This window comes from Pseudomonas sp. R2-37-08W (assembly GCF_003851705.1).
Taxonomy (GTDB): domain Bacteria; phylum Pseudomonadota; class Gammaproteobacteria; order Pseudomonadales; family Pseudomonadaceae; genus Aquipseudomonas.
In genome coordinates this window covers 925,187-939,567 of record NZ_CP027728.1, presented here as the reverse complement: position 1 = coordinate 939,567, position 14,381 = coordinate 925,187, and the positions used below count along the sequence as shown (strand labels likewise).

At 61.2% G+C, this 14,381-nt stretch carries 16 protein-coding genes and 1 tRNA gene; 7 read left to right on the top strand and 10 right to left on the bottom strand.

The features are described from left to right. Positions 1-206 precede the first annotated feature (206 nt). A complete protein-coding gene (gene cra, locus C4J93_RS04110) occupies positions 207-1,202 on the top strand; it encodes a catabolite repressor/activator (RefSeq protein ID WP_124361254.1) in 996 nt (331 codons plus the stop codon). A gap of 2 nt (positions 1,203-1,204) precedes the next feature. Further along, on the top strand, positions 1,205-1,981 hold the full coding sequence (locus C4J93_RS04105) for a TatD family hydrolase (protein WP_124428663.1): 777 nt from the start codon (positions 1,205-1,207) through the stop codon (positions 1,979-1,981). Here C4J93_RS04105 and C4J93_RS04100 read toward each other — a convergent pair. The 5 genes from C4J93_RS04100 to C4J93_RS04080 form a co-directional block, all read right to left on the bottom strand. Continuing rightward, the gene (locus C4J93_RS04100) at positions 1,928-2,284 is read right to left on the bottom strand and encodes a hypothetical protein (RefSeq protein WP_124428662.1); all 357 of its coding nucleotides are present in this window, start codon (positions 2,282-2,284) and stop codon (positions 1,928-1,930) included. The genes C4J93_RS04105 and C4J93_RS04100 overlap by 54 nt on opposite strands. Positions 2,285-2,306: 22 nt before the next feature. Continuing rightward, positions 2,307-4,337: a methyl-accepting chemotaxis protein gene (locus C4J93_RS04095; protein ID WP_124428661.1), complete on the bottom strand. Its 2,031-nt coding sequence runs from the start codon at positions 4,335-4,337 to the stop codon at positions 2,307-2,309. A gap of 145 nt (positions 4,338-4,482) precedes the next feature. Then, a complete protein-coding gene (gene ampE, locus C4J93_RS04090) occupies positions 4,483-5,319 on the bottom strand; it encodes a regulatory signaling modulator protein AmpE (RefSeq protein WP_124428660.1) in 837 nt (278 codons plus the stop codon). Then, positions 5,316-5,879 carry a 1,6-anhydro-N-acetylmuramyl-L-alanine amidase AmpD gene (ampD, locus tag C4J93_RS04085; protein ID WP_124428659.1) on the bottom strand — a complete coding sequence of 188 codons (564 nt, stop codon included), beginning with the start codon at positions 5,877-5,879 and terminating at the stop codon, positions 5,316-5,318. The genes ampE and ampD overlap by 4 nt, the downstream gene beginning before the upstream one ends. Before the next feature lie 61 nt (positions 5,880-5,940). After that, on the bottom strand, positions 5,941-8,097 hold the full coding sequence (locus C4J93_RS04080) for a DUF1631 domain-containing protein (protein WP_124428658.1): 2,157 nt from the start codon (positions 8,095-8,097) through the stop codon (positions 5,941-5,943). Between the two features lie 248 nt (positions 8,098-8,345). On the opposite strand from C4J93_RS04080, the gene nadC reads away from it, so the two are divergent. After that, a complete protein-coding gene (nadC, locus tag C4J93_RS04075; RefSeq protein WP_124428657.1) occupies positions 8,346-9,194 on the top strand; it encodes a carboxylating nicotinate-nucleotide diphosphorylase in 849 nt (282 codons plus the stop codon). Positions 9,195-9,313: 119 nt separating this feature from the next. On the opposite strand, the gene C4J93_RS04070 is transcribed toward nadC, so the two are convergent. From C4J93_RS04070 to C4J93_RS04060, 3 genes are all read right to left on the bottom strand, one after another. After that, positions 9,314-9,619, bottom strand: a complete 306-nt coding sequence (locus C4J93_RS04070; protein WP_124361246.1) for a DUF6388 family protein — start codon at positions 9,617-9,619, stop codon at positions 9,314-9,316. A gap of 147 nt (positions 9,620-9,766) precedes the next feature. Next, positions 9,767-9,842 (bottom strand) — tRNA-Thr (locus tag C4J93_RS04065). Between the two features lie 64 nt (positions 9,843-9,906). Beyond that, positions 9,907-10,320 carry a pilin gene (locus C4J93_RS04060; RefSeq protein ID WP_124430837.1) on the bottom strand — a complete coding sequence of 138 codons (414 nt, stop codon included), beginning with the start codon at positions 10,318-10,320 and terminating at the stop codon, positions 9,907-9,909. Between the two features lie 199 nt (positions 10,321-10,519). Here C4J93_RS04060 and C4J93_RS04055 point away from each other — a divergent pair, with 199 nt between their 5' ends. Genes C4J93_RS04055 through yacG form a run of 4 tightly spaced genes read left to right on the top strand, consistent with a single transcriptional unit; the run spans position 10,520 to position 13,408 of the window. Further along, positions 10,520-11,728, top strand: a complete 1,209-nt coding sequence (locus tag C4J93_RS04055; RefSeq protein ID WP_124428656.1) for a type II secretion system F family protein — start codon at positions 10,520-10,522, stop codon at positions 11,726-11,728. Beyond that, on the top strand, positions 11,725-12,591 hold the full coding sequence (locus tag C4J93_RS04050) for an A24 family peptidase (RefSeq protein WP_124428655.1): 867 nt from the start codon (positions 11,725-11,727) through the stop codon (positions 12,589-12,591). The genes C4J93_RS04055 and C4J93_RS04050 overlap by 4 nt, the downstream gene beginning before the upstream one ends. Next, positions 12,588-13,211, top strand: a complete 624-nt coding sequence (coaE, locus tag C4J93_RS04045; RefSeq protein WP_124409022.1) for a dephospho-CoA kinase — start codon at positions 12,588-12,590, stop codon at positions 13,209-13,211. The genes C4J93_RS04050 and coaE overlap by 4 nt, the downstream gene beginning before the upstream one ends. Continuing rightward, complete coding sequence (gene yacG / locus C4J93_RS04040; protein WP_065887991.1) at positions 13,208-13,408, top strand: DNA gyrase inhibitor YacG; 201 nt, start codon at positions 13,208-13,210, stop codon at positions 13,406-13,408. Before coaE ends, yacG begins: the two co-directional genes overlap by 4 nt. Here the strand turns inward: yacG and C4J93_RS04035 are convergent. Beyond that, complete coding sequence (locus tag C4J93_RS04035; RefSeq protein WP_124361242.1) at positions 13,405-13,620, bottom strand: hypothetical protein; 216 nt, start codon at positions 13,618-13,620, stop codon at positions 13,405-13,407. The genes yacG and C4J93_RS04035 overlap by 4 nt on opposite strands. Before the next feature lie 63 nt (positions 13,621-13,683). Next, positions 13,684-14,373 carry an energy-coupling factor ABC transporter permease gene (locus C4J93_RS04030; protein ID WP_124428654.1) on the bottom strand — a complete coding sequence of 230 codons (690 nt, stop codon included), beginning with the start codon at positions 14,371-14,373 and terminating at the stop codon, positions 13,684-13,686. Between the last annotated feature and the right edge of the window lie 8 nt (positions 14,374-14,381).

The following is a 14,381-nucleotide window of genomic DNA, read 5'->3' as shown; positions in this document are numbered from 1 at the left end:
TCAATTGGCAGTAGCTACTCAGTGGCGAACATCGTAAAAATACGCTTGCTGAAACGTTTAATCTAGAATTTATGGCAGATTACGCGTTAATTGCGCAAGCTTGAAGGGCCACTCGGCGCCTGCTGTGGGACATTGGTCGCAGGCTGGAATCGGTTAGGATTGAACAAAATGTCGGGGCACGCTCTAAAAAACAAGGAAATCCCGGTTTGAAACTCAGTGATATCGCACGTCTGGCCGGTGTGTCCGTGACCACAGCCAGCTATGTCATCAATGGCAAGGCCGAACAACAGCGCATCAGTCACGCGACTGTCGAGCGAGTGCGGGCCGTGGTCCAGGCCCATGGTTTTACGCCTAACCCACAAGCCGCCGGATTGCGCAGCCGGCACACACGCACCTTGGGCTTTATCCTGCCGGATCTGGAAAACCCCAGTTACGCACGTATTGCCAAGTTGCTTGAACAGGGGGCGCGGGCGCGGGGCTATCAATTGCTGATCGCCAGCTCCGATGACGAAGCCGACAGCGAGCGCCAACTGCTGCAACTGTTCCGCGCGCGGCGTTGCGATGCGTTGTTCGTCGCCAGCTGCTTGCCAGCCAGCGATGATAGCTACCGCGAACTGCAAGCCAAAGGCTTGCCGGTGATCGCCATCGACCGGGTCATGGAGCCCAGCGAGTTTTGCTCGGTGGTCAGCGATGACCGCCAAGCCTGCCAGCAACTCACCAGCAGCCTGCTGCAACCGTTGCCCAAGCAAATCGCGCTGATCGGCGCGCGCCCGGAGCTGAGCATCAGCCAGGAACGTGCCGCAGGCTTCCGTGAAGCCCTGCACGGTTTTACTGGTGAGGTGATCATCGAACAGGGCGAAGCCTTCAGCCGAGACTGCGGGCGACAGCTGATGGAGCAATTACTGCAACGCCTGGGGCACTTGCCTGACGCCCTGGTGACCACGTCCTACGTACTGCTGCAAGGCGTGTTCGATGCGCTGCACGACGTTCCACTCAAATCGCGGCCACTGCGCCTGGGCACCTTCGGCGATACTCAGTTGCTGGACTTCCTGCCGCTGCCGGTCAATGCCATGGCCCAGCAGCATCAACTGATCGCCGACACCGCCCTGCGCCTGGCTCTGGCCGCCATTGAAGAAGAACACTACCAGCCCGGCGTGCACGGGATCAGCCGCACCTTCAAGCAGCGCATTCACGAGGCCTGAGCGTGGAGCTGATCGACACCCACACCCACCTGGATTTTGCGGACTTCGATGGCGATCGTCACGAAGTCCTCGCCCGCAGCCGCGATCAGGGTGTGAGGCGCATGGTGCTGCTCGGTGTTTATCAGAAAAATTGGCAAAGGTTGTGGGATCTGGTGCTGGAGGATGAAGGCTTGTTCGCCGCCTTCGGCCTGCACCCGGTGTATCTCGATGAGCATCGCCCCGCCGACCTTTTGGAGTTGGGCGACTGGCTGACGCGACTGCAGGGCCATCGGCAGCTCTGTGCCGTGGGTGAAATCGGCCTGGATTATTTTCTGGAGCACCTGGACCGCGAGCGCCAGCAAGCGCTGTTTGAGGCCCAGCTGCAATTGGCGGTGGACGTTCAACTGCCGGCCTTGCTGCATGTACGCCGCAGTCACGCGGCAGTGATCGCCACGCTCAAGCGCATCCGCCTACCGCGTGGCGGCATCATTCATGCGTTCGCCGGCAGCCAGGAAGAAGCCCGCGAGTACATCAAGCTCGGCTTCAAGCTCGGCTTGGGCGGCGCCGCCACCTGGCCGCAGGCCCTGCGCATGCACCGGGTGCTGGCCCAATTGCCCCTGGAAGCCGTGGTGCTGGAGACCGACGCCCCGGATATGGCCCCGGCCATGTATCCGGGCCAGCGCAACAGCCCGGAGCACTTGCCGGCTATCTGCCACGCCCTGGCCGAACGGATGGGTATCAGCGCTTCACGGCTGGCTGAGGCGAGCACACGCAACGCGCGCGAAGTGTTCAATTGGTAGCGGGCTGACGGCTTGCAGGTTCAAGGTCATCATTTGTCGATGACGGGCGTAGCGCAGCACCAGGCAATGGATCAACAGCGTCGTCAGGGAAATATTGAACTGCCCGATCACCGTGAGTAGCCCCAGCCATTCGGCAAACAGCGCCGCCAGCAGGGTCGCGCACGTCAGCATGATCATGCTCGGCCGCACCAGCGCCCATTGGTCCAGGGCGCGGAATTGACTCAGCTGTTTCTGGCAACACCGCTGCAGGCACGCGTGGCAATACGTACAGACAAAGGGTTCGTCGATGGCAATGGCGTTCAGTCACGCCAGACAGCATCAATTCCTACACGCGAAACGCGCCAATCAATTGCTTCAATTGCGTCACCTGCAGCGACAACTGGCGGCTGGCCGCTTCGGTCTGGTCGGCGCCCTGCGCCGCGTGTTCGCCCGCGCGATGAATGGCGACGATATTCTGATCGATATCATGGGCGACGGCCGTTTGCTGCTCCACGGCGGCGGCGATCTGCTGGTTCTGATCGACGATCATTCCTACCGCACCAAGGATGTTTTCCAAAGCCTGCTGGACTTTTTCCGACTGCCCCACCGTGCCACTGGCCGTGTCATGGCTGGCGCCCATGGCCTTGACCGCTGCGCCGACGCCGCTGTGCAGGCGCCCGATCATCTGCTCGATTTCTTCGGTGGACTGCTGGGTACGCTGGGCCAGCGTGCGCACCTCATCGGCCACCACCGCAAAACCACGCCCCTGCTCACCCGCGCGCGCGGCCTCGATAGCCGCGTTGAGCGCCAGCAAGTTGGTTTGCGCGGCGATGCTTTTGATGACTTCCAGGACGCTGCTGATGGCCTGGCTGTCGGCCGCCAACTGGTTGATCACCCGCACCGACTCATCGATCTCCGTGGCTAGGCGCGCGATGCTGCCTTGCTGGGATTGCACCAGCCCACGGCCGCTGACGGTTTCATCGTTGACACTGCGGGCGCTGCCGACGGCGGCTGCGGCGCTGCGCGCGACCTCCTGCGCGGTGGATGACATCTGGTTCATCGCGGTTGCCACTTGCTCGATCTGGCTGCGCTGGCCGGCCACTGCCTGGTTGCTCTGCGCCGACACCGTTTGTACCTGCCCGGCTTGCAACTCGACCTGGGCGACTGTGTGCCCGACGCGTTCGATCAAATCGTGGATCTTGGCCACGGTGCCATTGAATACCTGGCCCAGGTCCCCCAGCTCATCGCGACTGTCGGCAACGAAGGTGACCGTCATATCGCCCGCCGCCACCTTGTCCATCATCGCCCCGAGGCTGTGCAAGGTCATGCGCGTGGAAGCATAGAAGCCCGCATATAAATAGAAAATCAGCGCAAACACCGCCGCCAGCGCCGTGACCAGCAGCGCCATGTGCACACGCTTTTGTGCCAGGCGTTGCTCCAGTTGCTGCTGGAGGAATGCCAGGGTGGCGTCATTCAGTTGATAGGTCTTGGCCATCAGTTGGCTGACGCCGTCGTAAAAGCCCTGCCACGGTGTGTCGAGGGTTTCAGCCACCACCACCTGTTCTTCGAACAACTCCGCGCCCTGCTTGAGGCTGGCCCGGCTGGCCTGCGCCGCAGTGTCGAGTGCCGCCTGCGCGGCATGGCTGGCGCCGAGCGCATCCTGCAGCTTCAAGGCATATTCGCCCTGGAGTTTTTCCAGCTGCTGCAGCAGTTCGTCGAAGCGTGTGCTGGAGGATGAATTGATAAAGCCCTGGCCGAGGGAATACGCGCCCATCGCCCGGCCCTCCCCCAGCAGCTGAGTGACTTGTGGAGTGACGGCGGTGATCAGGTCGCTGAGCTGGCGCAGATCGCTCTGGGGATCACGGCTCAAGCCGGATTGACTGGCGATGATCTGGCTGAGTATCTGGGCCTGGTTGAGCAATTTGCCGATCAACGCACTTTTGTTGAGCAGTGAGGTTTCCTGTTGCTGAGCCTTGAACGCGGCAATCAGTTCGTCACGCTTGGTGTCGAAGGCCGCAACCTGCTCAGGCTGGGTAGCCATCGCGCTGAGCCCCTGCACACGGCTGAGCACGCTCTGCTCCACGGCAGCGATCCTGGCTTCCAGGTCGCCGGCCTTGCCGGACTGACCGAGGGTCGTATTGATCTGCACCTGGTTATTGAGCGCTTCCAGCTCGCGACGCACCATCAGGCTGCTGCCGAGTAGATCGAGGCTTTGCAGTTCGATGCGGGTGCCCTGGAATTCAGCCCAGGCGTCACGCACCAGAAAGTAATTGGTCGCCAGCATCGGCAGCAGGAACAGCACGCTGATCAGACTGAATTTCATGCCGAAACTCAGGCGATTCATCAATGCGACGGCGGGATAGAGCAAGCGCTTCACGGGTGATCCCCCTTTCTTTTATTTTTATTGAGGCGCAGGGCGGCGGCAGATAGCCACTATTTGGCGCTCTGTCTGTATAGCTCAATTTGAAAGGGAGTTTTGTAACGTAAGGTTAACGGCAGGGGGTTAACCCCTGCCGAGTGGCTCAGGGCAACACGGTCCAGATGGCAAACCCGGCATACCAAAGCACCGCCGCACGCAGCAGCAGTTCCCACAGGCGATCAAGGCTGTTGATGCCCTCGGCGCCCACCGCTGGCGGCGGTATTTCTGCGGCGGCCAGGCCGACTTTTTCCACCAACTGTGCTGCGCTGATATCCCAGTTCAGCAGTTCGTGGAGCATCACCCGACTGACCCCGACGAAATTGCCCACCAGGGCAAAGCTCGCCGCCAGCAGGCGCACCGGCAGCCAGTCGAAGGCATGACGCAATTGCGTGGCGCGCTCGGCCACCAGCGGGTTCCGGCTGTACTCACTAGCCAGCGCCAGCAGGCGGTAGGCCAGAGCGGCCACCGGGCCCAGCAGGAAATACCAGAAAATCACTGCGAAAAAGCTTTGGTAGGCCTGCCACAGCAAATAGCCCTGAACCCGCTCGAGCAACTGCGCGCCGTTGTCGGCACCCAGCGTCAGGTCACGTTCGGCCACATGCTCGGCGGCTTGCAGATCGCCCCGCCGCCAGGCATCACGAAACGGCCCCAAAGCGGCCAGCAGATCGCCACGGCCCAGGCTATAGATCACCACCAGGACGTGCACCGGCAACGCCAACAAGCCATAGGCCACAGGTTCCAGCACCAGCAGCAACAAGCCCAGCAACGCTACGGGCAGCACCACCAACACCAGCAGGATCAGCCAGGGCCGCGTCCCCATGCGCGGGCTCGACTCAAGCTTGGCCAGCTCACGCAGCCAGCCGCCGTCGCGCTGCAACCGCTGGCGCAAGGCCGAGAACTTCTCGATCCACACCGCCAGCACCAGCACCAGAAAACTCATTGTTTATGTCCTCCATCCTGCAGCGCGCCGCGAAAGCGCATCCAATCAAAAGCCGGGCCCGGGTCGGTTTTGCGGCCGGGGGCGATGTCGCTGTGACCGCAGATACGTTGGGCAGTGATCCCAGGGTAGGCTGCGAGCAACTGGCGCGTCAGGTCAATCAGCGCCGCGTACTGGGCATCGGTGAACGGCAGCTCGTCGGTGCCTTCCAGCTCGACCCCCAGGGAGAAATCATTACACACCTCACGCCCGTCAAAGCTGGACACGCCTGCATGCCAGGCCCGGTCGCGGCATGCGACAAATTGCGTGACCGTGCCGTCACGCTCAATCAGAAAATGTGCAGACACCCGTAGGCTGGCAATGCCTTCAAAGTAGGGGTGTTCCGAGACATCCAGGCGATTCTGGAAAAACTCCTGCACTTTGCCCGTGGCGAACTGCGCCGGGGGCAGGCTGATGTTATGTATCACCAACAGCGATATCTCGCCTGCCGGGCGCTCGTTGAAGTTGGGCGAAGGGCAATGGCGAATGCCCTCGAACCAACCGCTGACGGGGTCCAACTGCATACAGGCTCCTTGAATGAGACGAAGTGTTACCAGTATGCCGCGTTCCGCCCTGCCGTTGCGATCACTTGCCGCGATTGAGTTGACGCAGGCTGCCTACCACCGCAGCCAGCGCGCGCTCGAACAGCAAACCCTCGTCCAGGCTGCGCAGGGCGCCCTGCTTGAACGCCATGGCCAATTGGCCGGCGGTTTGCTCCAGCACTTTGAGCCCCGTACGACTGACGAAAATGTAACGATTAGTTGGCGCCATGATCGCGGTGAGCTTGCACCGCAACGCGGTGTCCGGGCCCTGCTGGAACTCCACCCAACCGCCGATCCGTAACTGGTGAACCTTGAGCAGGTCCGGGTCATCGTCGGGCAGGTCTTCCAAGGCGTCCGACAACTGGCTGCCGAGAACCAAGGGCTCGCGGACTTCAATCAGCCTGTTGTCGCCCTCGCCTTCGCAGGCCTGAACGTGAAAGGCCTGCAAGCGCAAAAAGAATTCACGCGTACTGAAAGGATCGAACGCCGCACCGGCCAACCCGTCGCGTAATGCCTTGAGCAACCCTGGCAATTGCTCGAGCAAATGCCGGCCGGCCTCGGTGTCTTCGCGCAGGCCGACGCTCCAGATCAAGTCGTCCATGGTGCGTAGTTCGGTCTGCCATTGCACCGATTGTTCGCCATGTTTGAGAGTGGCCAGCAACAGCACCTGGCTCCAGGTTTGCTGTAGGAATTGCACCACGAACGGCGGCAAGGCCTTGCCCAACAATCGCCGGTTGAGCGCCTGGGCCACACGCTGGCGGGCCACCTCGGTACGCAGGCGCCCTTGCTCGACGTCACGGGTGTGCTGTTCGAGCAACTCGCTGCGCTGGCGCTCTTCTTCAATGAATGTGCTCAATTGCGTCAACAACTGCGAAAAAATCGCCGGGTCGTCAACGAACTCAGTCAACAGGCGCTGGATGACCTGTTCGATACGCAGGTACAGGCTGTCGTTCTGATCGCCATTCTGCGGGCTGTAGCCCAGGGCGGCACTGGCGATCTCGTTGAGCAAGCAGCGAGCCGGATGCCCGGCGCAGCTGAACAGGCTCTTGTCCAGCACGGCGACTTTCAATATCGGGATCTGCAGGCGCGCGATCAGGGCCTTGAAGGCGTGGGGCAGGCTGCGGTCATTGAGGATGAACTCAAACAGCAGGGCGACGAGGTTGATCACATCCTCGTCCGCCGTCTCCACCACCCGCGACTTGCCGCTCTTGACGCTGACTCGGGTCAGCAACTGTTCGAGCTGGTTGCGCAGGTCGAAGTCGTCCTCCGCCGCAGGCTCCGGTACATATTGTTGCAAATGCGAAAGCAGGCGCAGCAGGTCGCGGGTGGCGATGGGTTGCGGTTGCGCAGTGGCTTCAAGCGTTGGCGCTACGCTACCGCGCACCCCAACCAGCAGGGCTTGCAGCGCGGCAAAGGCTTGTTGGCCGCTTTCGTCGCACGGCGGTTCGGCAGCCGGCACACGGGCCTGGTATTGAAGCTCACGCGCCGCACGCCCACCGGCACGACGGGACGGCACGCTCTTGAGTTCAGGCAGCACCCCGGTGGCGACCAGCAATTGATTGGCGTCGCCATAGAGTTGGTCGGCATCGCTGAGTACATATTTCTCGAACAGCTTGAGCATGATCAGCTTGACCCGGATCTCCACCCCCAGGCTGCGGCCCGCCTGCAGAAAAAACTGACAAAGCCGTGCCGGGCCCAGGGGGTTCTCCTGATCGCTCATGCACCTGCCCAACACCTCACTCAACCGCGCGCTCAATTGCCCGAGCGCCAAGCCGTCACGGTGTTGCACGCGACCGAGCATCGCCTCCAGCGCCACGGCTTTTTCCCGCGCATCCGCCCGCGTACCGCTGGTCACCTCGTAGGACACCACCGGCACCGGATGCAACCCGACGCTATCGGCCTGGCCCAGGTTGGCGAAGGCCGCAAACAGCTGCTCCATGAACACGCGCTCGAAGTTCTTGCGCTTGAGGCGCAGGTCGCGCATGGCCTCGAAGAAAATATGCTGGTCGACGGTGCTACGGGCCTTGTCGGCCATTTCGAACAATGTGTCGTCGGCGTTATCGAACAGTTCCTGCAACCCCTGCTGCAGGTGTTGCGCGGCTTTGTCACGCACCTGCAACACCACCACCGGCAGGCGTGCGAGCGGCGATGGCGTGGCTTGAGCCTGCTTGATCGGCACCACCTTCCCGTCATTGTGCATCCTGGCCTCCTGAAACGGCGGGTGTTGAGATGGGCAAGGAACGCAGGCAAGCCCTCTGGGGGCGCTGCCAATACCTGGTCACCATCAGGACGTCAAAGCTATGACGCCAATTGCAAGGCGCGAGATTATCTGGCAAATGAGGGCGGTTGCGCCAGCAAACTCTGCCCCTGTGCGCTAAATGACTGACCAGCCTGGGTTCCAATCCACACAACCCCTATAATCGCGACACTTTGTTTGTGGAGCCTGTTATGCCGAATCTGCGTCTTGCTGACCTCACCGCCGAAATCGAAGCCAACGTGCGTCGCGCACTGCTGGAAGACATCGGCAGTGGCGATATCACCGCACAGCTGATCCCGGCCGAACGGCTGGCCAAGGCCACGATCATTACCCGCGATGCCGCCGTTATCGCCGGTACCGCCTGGGTGGATACGGTATTCCGCCAACTGGACCCGCGCGTCGCGGTGCATTGGCAGGTCGCCGATGGTGAGCGTGTCAGCCCCAACCAGCCGCTGTTTCACCTTGAAGGCCCGGCGCGTTCGCTGCTCACCGGCGAACGCAGTGCGCTGAACTTCCTGCAGATGCTGTCCGGCGTCGCCACCCGCGCCCGATACCTGGCGGATTTCGTCGCCAGCACCCAGGTCAAGCTGCTGGACACCCGCAAGACCCTGCCGGGCCTGCGCCTGGCACAGAAATACGCGGTCACCTGCGGCGGTTGCCACAATCATCGCATCGGGTTGTATGACGCTTTCCTGATCAAGGAAAACCATATCGCCGCCTGCGGAGGCATTGCCCAGGCAATTGGCGCCGCCCACAGGATTGCGCCGGGCAAACCGGTGGAAATCGAAGTGGAGAGTCTTGAGGAGTTGCGCGAAGCCTTGGCGGCGGGCGCCGACATCATCATGCTGGATGAGCTGAGCCTGGACGACATGCGCGAAGCCGTGCGGCTGAACGCGGGCAAGGCCAAGCTGGAAGCCAGCGGCGGGATCAATGAAAGCACCCTGCTGCCCATCGCCGAGACCGGCGTGGACTACATTTCCATTGGTGCGATGACCAAGGATGTGAAGGCGGTGGATTTGTCGATGCGGTTGAGTATCTAAAGCGCCCTGACTGTAGGAGCGAGCTTGCTCGCGAAAAACTCAAAGGCACCGCGTGCATTCAGAGTTCACGCGGTATCGTTAACGTTTTTAGCGAGCAAGCTCGCTCCTACAGGCTGCCTTCAAACTACGAGATTGTTCATCTCGCAGTACTCTTCCCATTCGACGCCCAGCACTTCGGCGGCCTCCTTGTGCAATACAAGGCGTGTGGCTTCGAACTCTTCCGGTGTAGAGGTGTATTTGAGGGTCAGTTCCCAGGGCTGGAGGCCCTGGCTTTCTGCCTCGTCCTCGAATGCCCACTGGACCTGATCACGCTGGTCATCCGCGCTCAGGTCCTTGATCTCTTCTTTAAGCTGCGGCGTTGCCTCGAGGTATTTGTCGAGGGCTGCTTGGTGCCGAACTTCCTGGGTCATCTCAGTCGTGGTCATGTCGTTCTCTTAGATCGAGGAATGGGGATGCATCTGGGTCATCAAGGTTGCGCAGATACAAAAGAGTGGGCGCGAATACCCGCTCGTCTGGCCTTCAGAACCATTCTGGGATCATCTGAAAACATTGCCTTTGAAACAGTGCTGCCTTGGTGCCCGAGACAGGAATCGAACCTGCGACCTTCGCGTTACGAGTGCGCTGCTCTACCGGCTGAGCTACACGGGCGGTGGGCTAAAGCTAGCACCGCATTGAACATGCGGCAACCGGCTCGCTCACCGCCCGGTCGCCGTCATGCTCCGTTGGCGCCACAGCCCTTGGCGACGTATTGCGCATCGGCCGTGGTTACACAGGTCCAGCCGGTGCTGGCGCTGCGCGTCAAGGTGATGGTCTTGCCCTGCACGGGCGCAGGCGCATCAAGGATTTCACAGCTGATGGAGCCGCTACCCGTCGCAACATCGCCTGTCACGTCGATCTTGCAATTGGCGGTGGGACTGTTGCCGCCGATCAGATCAAGCTTGGGCACCGTGCCTTGGTTGATGACATCCTCGTAGCCGGCCTTCAACGCGCTGATTTCCGCCAACCCCGCCGTGAACTTGGCCTTGGCCTGGTGCTTGGTGTACATGGGCAAGCCAATCGTGGCCAAAATGCCGATGATCGCCACGACGATCAACAATTCGATCAAGGTAAAGCCTTTCTGACGCATCACTTTCACTCTCCAGAATAGAACCATGACAAGGCGCGTCCTGCGCCCCGTATTGTGCAGCGGCGCCAGTGTACTCATCCCTGCGTGGCCCATCGCGTACCAGACGCACAATCTGACATTTTATCGGCCAACGCCAGCCTGGCCTGCATCCGCCCTCTGACTAAGCTGTAAATTCTCAACCTGCATGTGCGAAGGCGACATGAACGACACCTCAACGGTCTACACCTGGCAAGGCATCAACCGCAAAGGCCGCCGGGTGAGCGGACAAACCACGGGGCATGACCTGGCGCTGATCAAGGCGCAACTGCGCCAGCAAGGCATCTGCCCCGAGCGTGTGCGCAGGAAATCGTCGGGCCTGCCAAGCCTGGCTCCGCCGATTCAACCCGCAGACATTGCCTTGTTCACCCGCCAGTTGGCGACGCTATTGAAGGCTGGCATCCCCTTGTTGCAAGCCTTCGACATCATCCGCGAGGGCGTCGAGAACCGAGCGCTGCGCGAGTTGGTCGAGGGTTTGAAACAACACGTCGCCGCCGGTAACAGCCTGGCCAGCACGCTGCGCCAATACCCCCGTTATTTCGATGAGCTGTACTGCCACCTGATTGCCGCCGGTGAACAGGCAGGTGCCCTGGAAACGCTGCTGGAGCGAGTGGCCATTCATCTGGAAAAAAGCCAACGGCTCAAGACCAGAATCAAGAAAGCCATGACCTACCCTCTCGCCGTACTGGTGGTGGCCAGCCTGGTCAGCGCAGTGTTGCTGATGCAGGTAGTGCCGCAATTCCAGAACCTGTTCGCCGGGGTCGACAGCCCGCTGCCCGGTTTTACCCTGGGGGTCATCGCCCTCTCCGACTTTCTGCGACAGGCCTGGTGGATGCTGGCGCTGAGCCTGGGCGTGGCAATAGGCGCCTGGCGCCACGCCTACCGTGTTTCGCCGGGTTTTCGCCACGGGCTGGAGGCGGGTTTGTTGAAAATCCCCCTGGCAGGCAAACTGTTGAACAAAGCGGCCGTCGCCCGCTACGCCCGCACGCTTTCAACCACCTTTGCGGCAGGTGTTCCCCTGGTGCAGGCACTGGGCTCAGTGGCCGGCGCCGTCGGTAACGGCCCTTTCAAACAGGCAATCGAACATATGCGCCACGATGTATCAACGGGTATGCAGTTGAATCAATCCATGGCCGCCAGCGGGCTGTTTCCCGGCATGGCGATCCAGATGACAGCAATCGGCGAAGAGTCCGGCACGCTGGACCGCATGCTGGACAAGGTCGCGAGCCATTACGAGGCCGACGTAGAAACCCTCGTCGATAACCTTACCAGCCTGATGGAACCACTGATTATGGTCGTGCTGGGGAGCATTGTCGGTGCATTGGTGATTGCGATGTACCTGCCGGTGTTTCAATTAGGGTCGGCATTTTGAGTGCGTTGCTGGGCGAGCAGCCCTGGGTGTTTGTGGGCGTGGCGCTGCTGCTGGGCCTGATCGTTGGCAGTTTCCTCAATGTGCTGGTCTGGCGCCTGCCCAAAATGCTCGAGCGGGAATGGCGCGCCCAAGCCCATGAAATTCTCGGCCTGCCCGTCGTACCGGCGGGGCCGGTCTATAACCTCATGCACCCCGGCTCGTGCTGCCCGCGCTGCGACCAGCGGATTCGCCCCTGGGAAAACATCCCCCTGCTCAGCTACCTGATGCTCAAGGGGCGTTGCAGCCATTGCCATGCAACCATCGGCGCACGTTACCCCTTCACCGAACTGGCATGCGCGCTGATCAGCGCCACTGTTGCCTGGCACTTCGGTTTCAGCTGGCAGGCGGGCGCGGTGCTGCTGCTGAGTTGGGGGTTGCTGGGCATGAGCCTGATCGACGTGGATCACCAGTTGCTGCCGGATGCATTGGTGCTGCCACTGCTATGGCTGGGGCTTATGGTCAACAGTGCGGGCCTGCTGGCGACACTGCCCGATGCGTTATGGGGCGCGGTGTTTGGGTACATGAGCCTGTGGAGCGTGTTCTGGCTGTTCAAGCTGGTCACCGGCAAGGATGGCATGGGCCATGGTGACTTCAAGCTACTCGCATTGTTGGGAGCCTGGGGTGGCTGGCAGATCCTGCCGATGACGCTGTTGATGGCATCACTGCTCGGCGTGTTCGTCGGCGTGCTGCTGATGCGCTGGCGCAAGACCGGAGCGTCGGTGCCGATGCCATTTGGCCCCTGCCTGGCAATTGCCGGCTGGATTGCATTGCTCTGGGGTGGTCAAATAACCGACTTCTATTTGCAGTCTGTCGGTTTCAGATGACCACTCCTGTTGCAACACCCTGGATTCTCGGCCTTACGGGCGGGATCGGCAGCGGTAAAAGCGCTGCGGCCGAACACTTCACCAAGTTGGGTGTCGACCTGATCGACGCCGATCATGCCGCCCGCTGGGTGGTTGAGCCCGGCCGGCCGGCGCTGGCGCGCATTGCCGAACATTTCGGCAGCGGCGTGCTGCAGCCGGACGGCCAGCTGGACCGCGCCACGTTGCGAAAATTGATTTTCGACGTACCCGCCGAACGTCTCTGGCTGGAAGCCTTGTTGCATCCGCTGATCGCCGAAGAGATTCGCGACCACCTGGCGCGCGCCCGATCACCCTACGCGATTCTGGTCTCACCGCTGCTGATCGAATCCGGCCAGTACAGCATGACCCAACGGATCCTGGTGATCGACGTGCCGCAATCCCTGCAGATTCAGCGTACCCTGCAGCGCGACGGCATCAGCGAGCAACAGGTGCAGGCCATTCTCAAGGCTCAGTCGAGCCGCGAAGACCGCCTGAACCATGCCGATGACGTATTGGTCAATGACCAGGACCTTGCCTGGCTGCACGGCGAGGTCGAGCGACTGCACCACTTTTATCTCACTTTGCGTGGAGGCCGATCATGAGCCAACCCTTGACCGTCGATTGCCCAACCTGCGGCGCCCCCGTGGAATGGAAACCCGACAACCTCAACCGGCCGTTCTGCTCGGACCGTTGCAAACTCATCGACTTGGGCGCCTGGGCTGCTGAAGAACATAAGATCCCGGTGGCCCCTGACGCCGAAGACGAGTTGTTTTCCGAAGACCTGCCGCCGCGCCACTAAGGCCGCATAAAGGCGTATTCCTGCTGGTCGTCGAGGTTTTCCGCAAGGTATTGCAACTCGTCGGCCAGGTCTTCAAAGCTGCGCACGCCCTTGCTCTGCTCCACCACCGCGCTGAGCATGGCGCGCAGGGTCAGGCCCGGATCAAACCCGATTTCCTGTGCGGCATCCTGGCTCCTGCGCAACTCCTGCCGTGCCCATTCGTACACACTCATGATTCGTGCTCCTGAAATTTCGACGAGCATGGGCCCGTGCGGCCATCCGGTGTTTGATCTGGATCAACCCCGCGAATCGTCATCCTTCCACGGAGCCGAGAGATAGCGGGTGCGGTTGAACGTCTCCAGCCATTCAGGGCAGAACACCACCAGGGCACTGATCACCATGCCGTTGATAAACGCTTCGGGAAAGATGATCAGCCACAGGTAGCCTACAAAGTCTTCCAGCCATTCCGGCATCGCAAATCGTCCATCGAACCATAGCAGCCCCAAGCCGGCCAACAGGCAGAGCAACGCCGACAAGGCGGCAGCCAAAAAACCGGAACAGAAGATGTACACGAAAGGGTTTCGCGGTTGCGCCCGCTCTACCAGCGCCGCACAGGTTTCGGTCACCAGCACCGGCAGCCCAATCAACAGCAGGCCGTTCACACCGACTGCGGCGAAATCCTGACGCCCCAGCCATACCAAACCCAACTGCGCGGCACACCCACCCACGATCGCCAACGGCCAGTCCAGCAACAAGGTCACGGCGGTCATGCCGATAAAATGGTAAGACACCCCCGTATCGAAATCCCGCCGCACCAGCCATAACATGAACAGCGCGAACACCGTGCCGAACAGCAAATGCTGGCGCCGTCGGTCGGCAAACAACTCAACCCAAGGCGCACGCAAGATCGCCCAGACCACCAGCGGGGCATACAACAGCCAGCCGATGCCAAGGGTCTGCGGCGTCAGTACCGCCGCGCCGATCACCGTTTCAC

What these genes read in the sequence shown, in the direction of transcription:
- ampE (WP_124428660.1), bottom strand. Translation starts at nt 5,319, where the DNA reads ATGAGTTTTCTGGTGCTGGTGCTGGCGGTGTGGATCGAGAAGTTCTCG.
- ampD (WP_124428659.1), bottom strand. Translation starts at nt 5,879, where the DNA reads ATGCAGTTGGACCCCGTCAGCGGTTGGTTCGAGGGCATTCGCCATTGC.
- C4J93_RS04080 (WP_124428658.1), bottom strand. Translation starts at nt 8,097, where the DNA reads ATGCACAATGACGGGAAGGTGGTGCCGATCAAGCAGGCTCAAGCCACG.
- nadC (WP_124428657.1), top strand. Translation starts at nt 8,346, where the DNA reads ATGCCGAATCTGCGTCTTGCTGACCTCACCGCCGAAATCGAAGCCAAC.
- C4J93_RS04070 (WP_124361246.1), bottom strand. Translation starts at nt 9,619, where the DNA reads ATGACCACGACTGAGATGACCCAGGAAGTTCGGCACCAAGCAGCCCTC.
- C4J93_RS04060 (WP_124430837.1), bottom strand. Translation starts at nt 10,320, where the DNA reads ATGCGTCAGAAAGGCTTTACCTTGATCGAATTGTTGATCGTCGTGGCG.
- C4J93_RS04055 (WP_124428656.1), top strand. Translation starts at nt 10,520, where the DNA reads ATGAACGACACCTCAACGGTCTACACCTGGCAAGGCATCAACCGCAAA.
- coaE (WP_124409022.1), top strand. Translation starts at nt 12,588, where the DNA reads ATGACCACTCCTGTTGCAACACCCTGGATTCTCGGCCTTACGGGCGGG.
- yacG (WP_065887991.1), top strand. Translation starts at nt 13,208, where the DNA reads ATGAGCCAACCCTTGACCGTCGATTGCCCAACCTGCGGCGCCCCCGTG.
- C4J93_RS04035 (WP_124361242.1), bottom strand. Translation starts at nt 13,620, where the DNA reads ATGAGTGTGTACGAATGGGCACGGCAGGAGTTGCGCAGGAGCCAGGAT.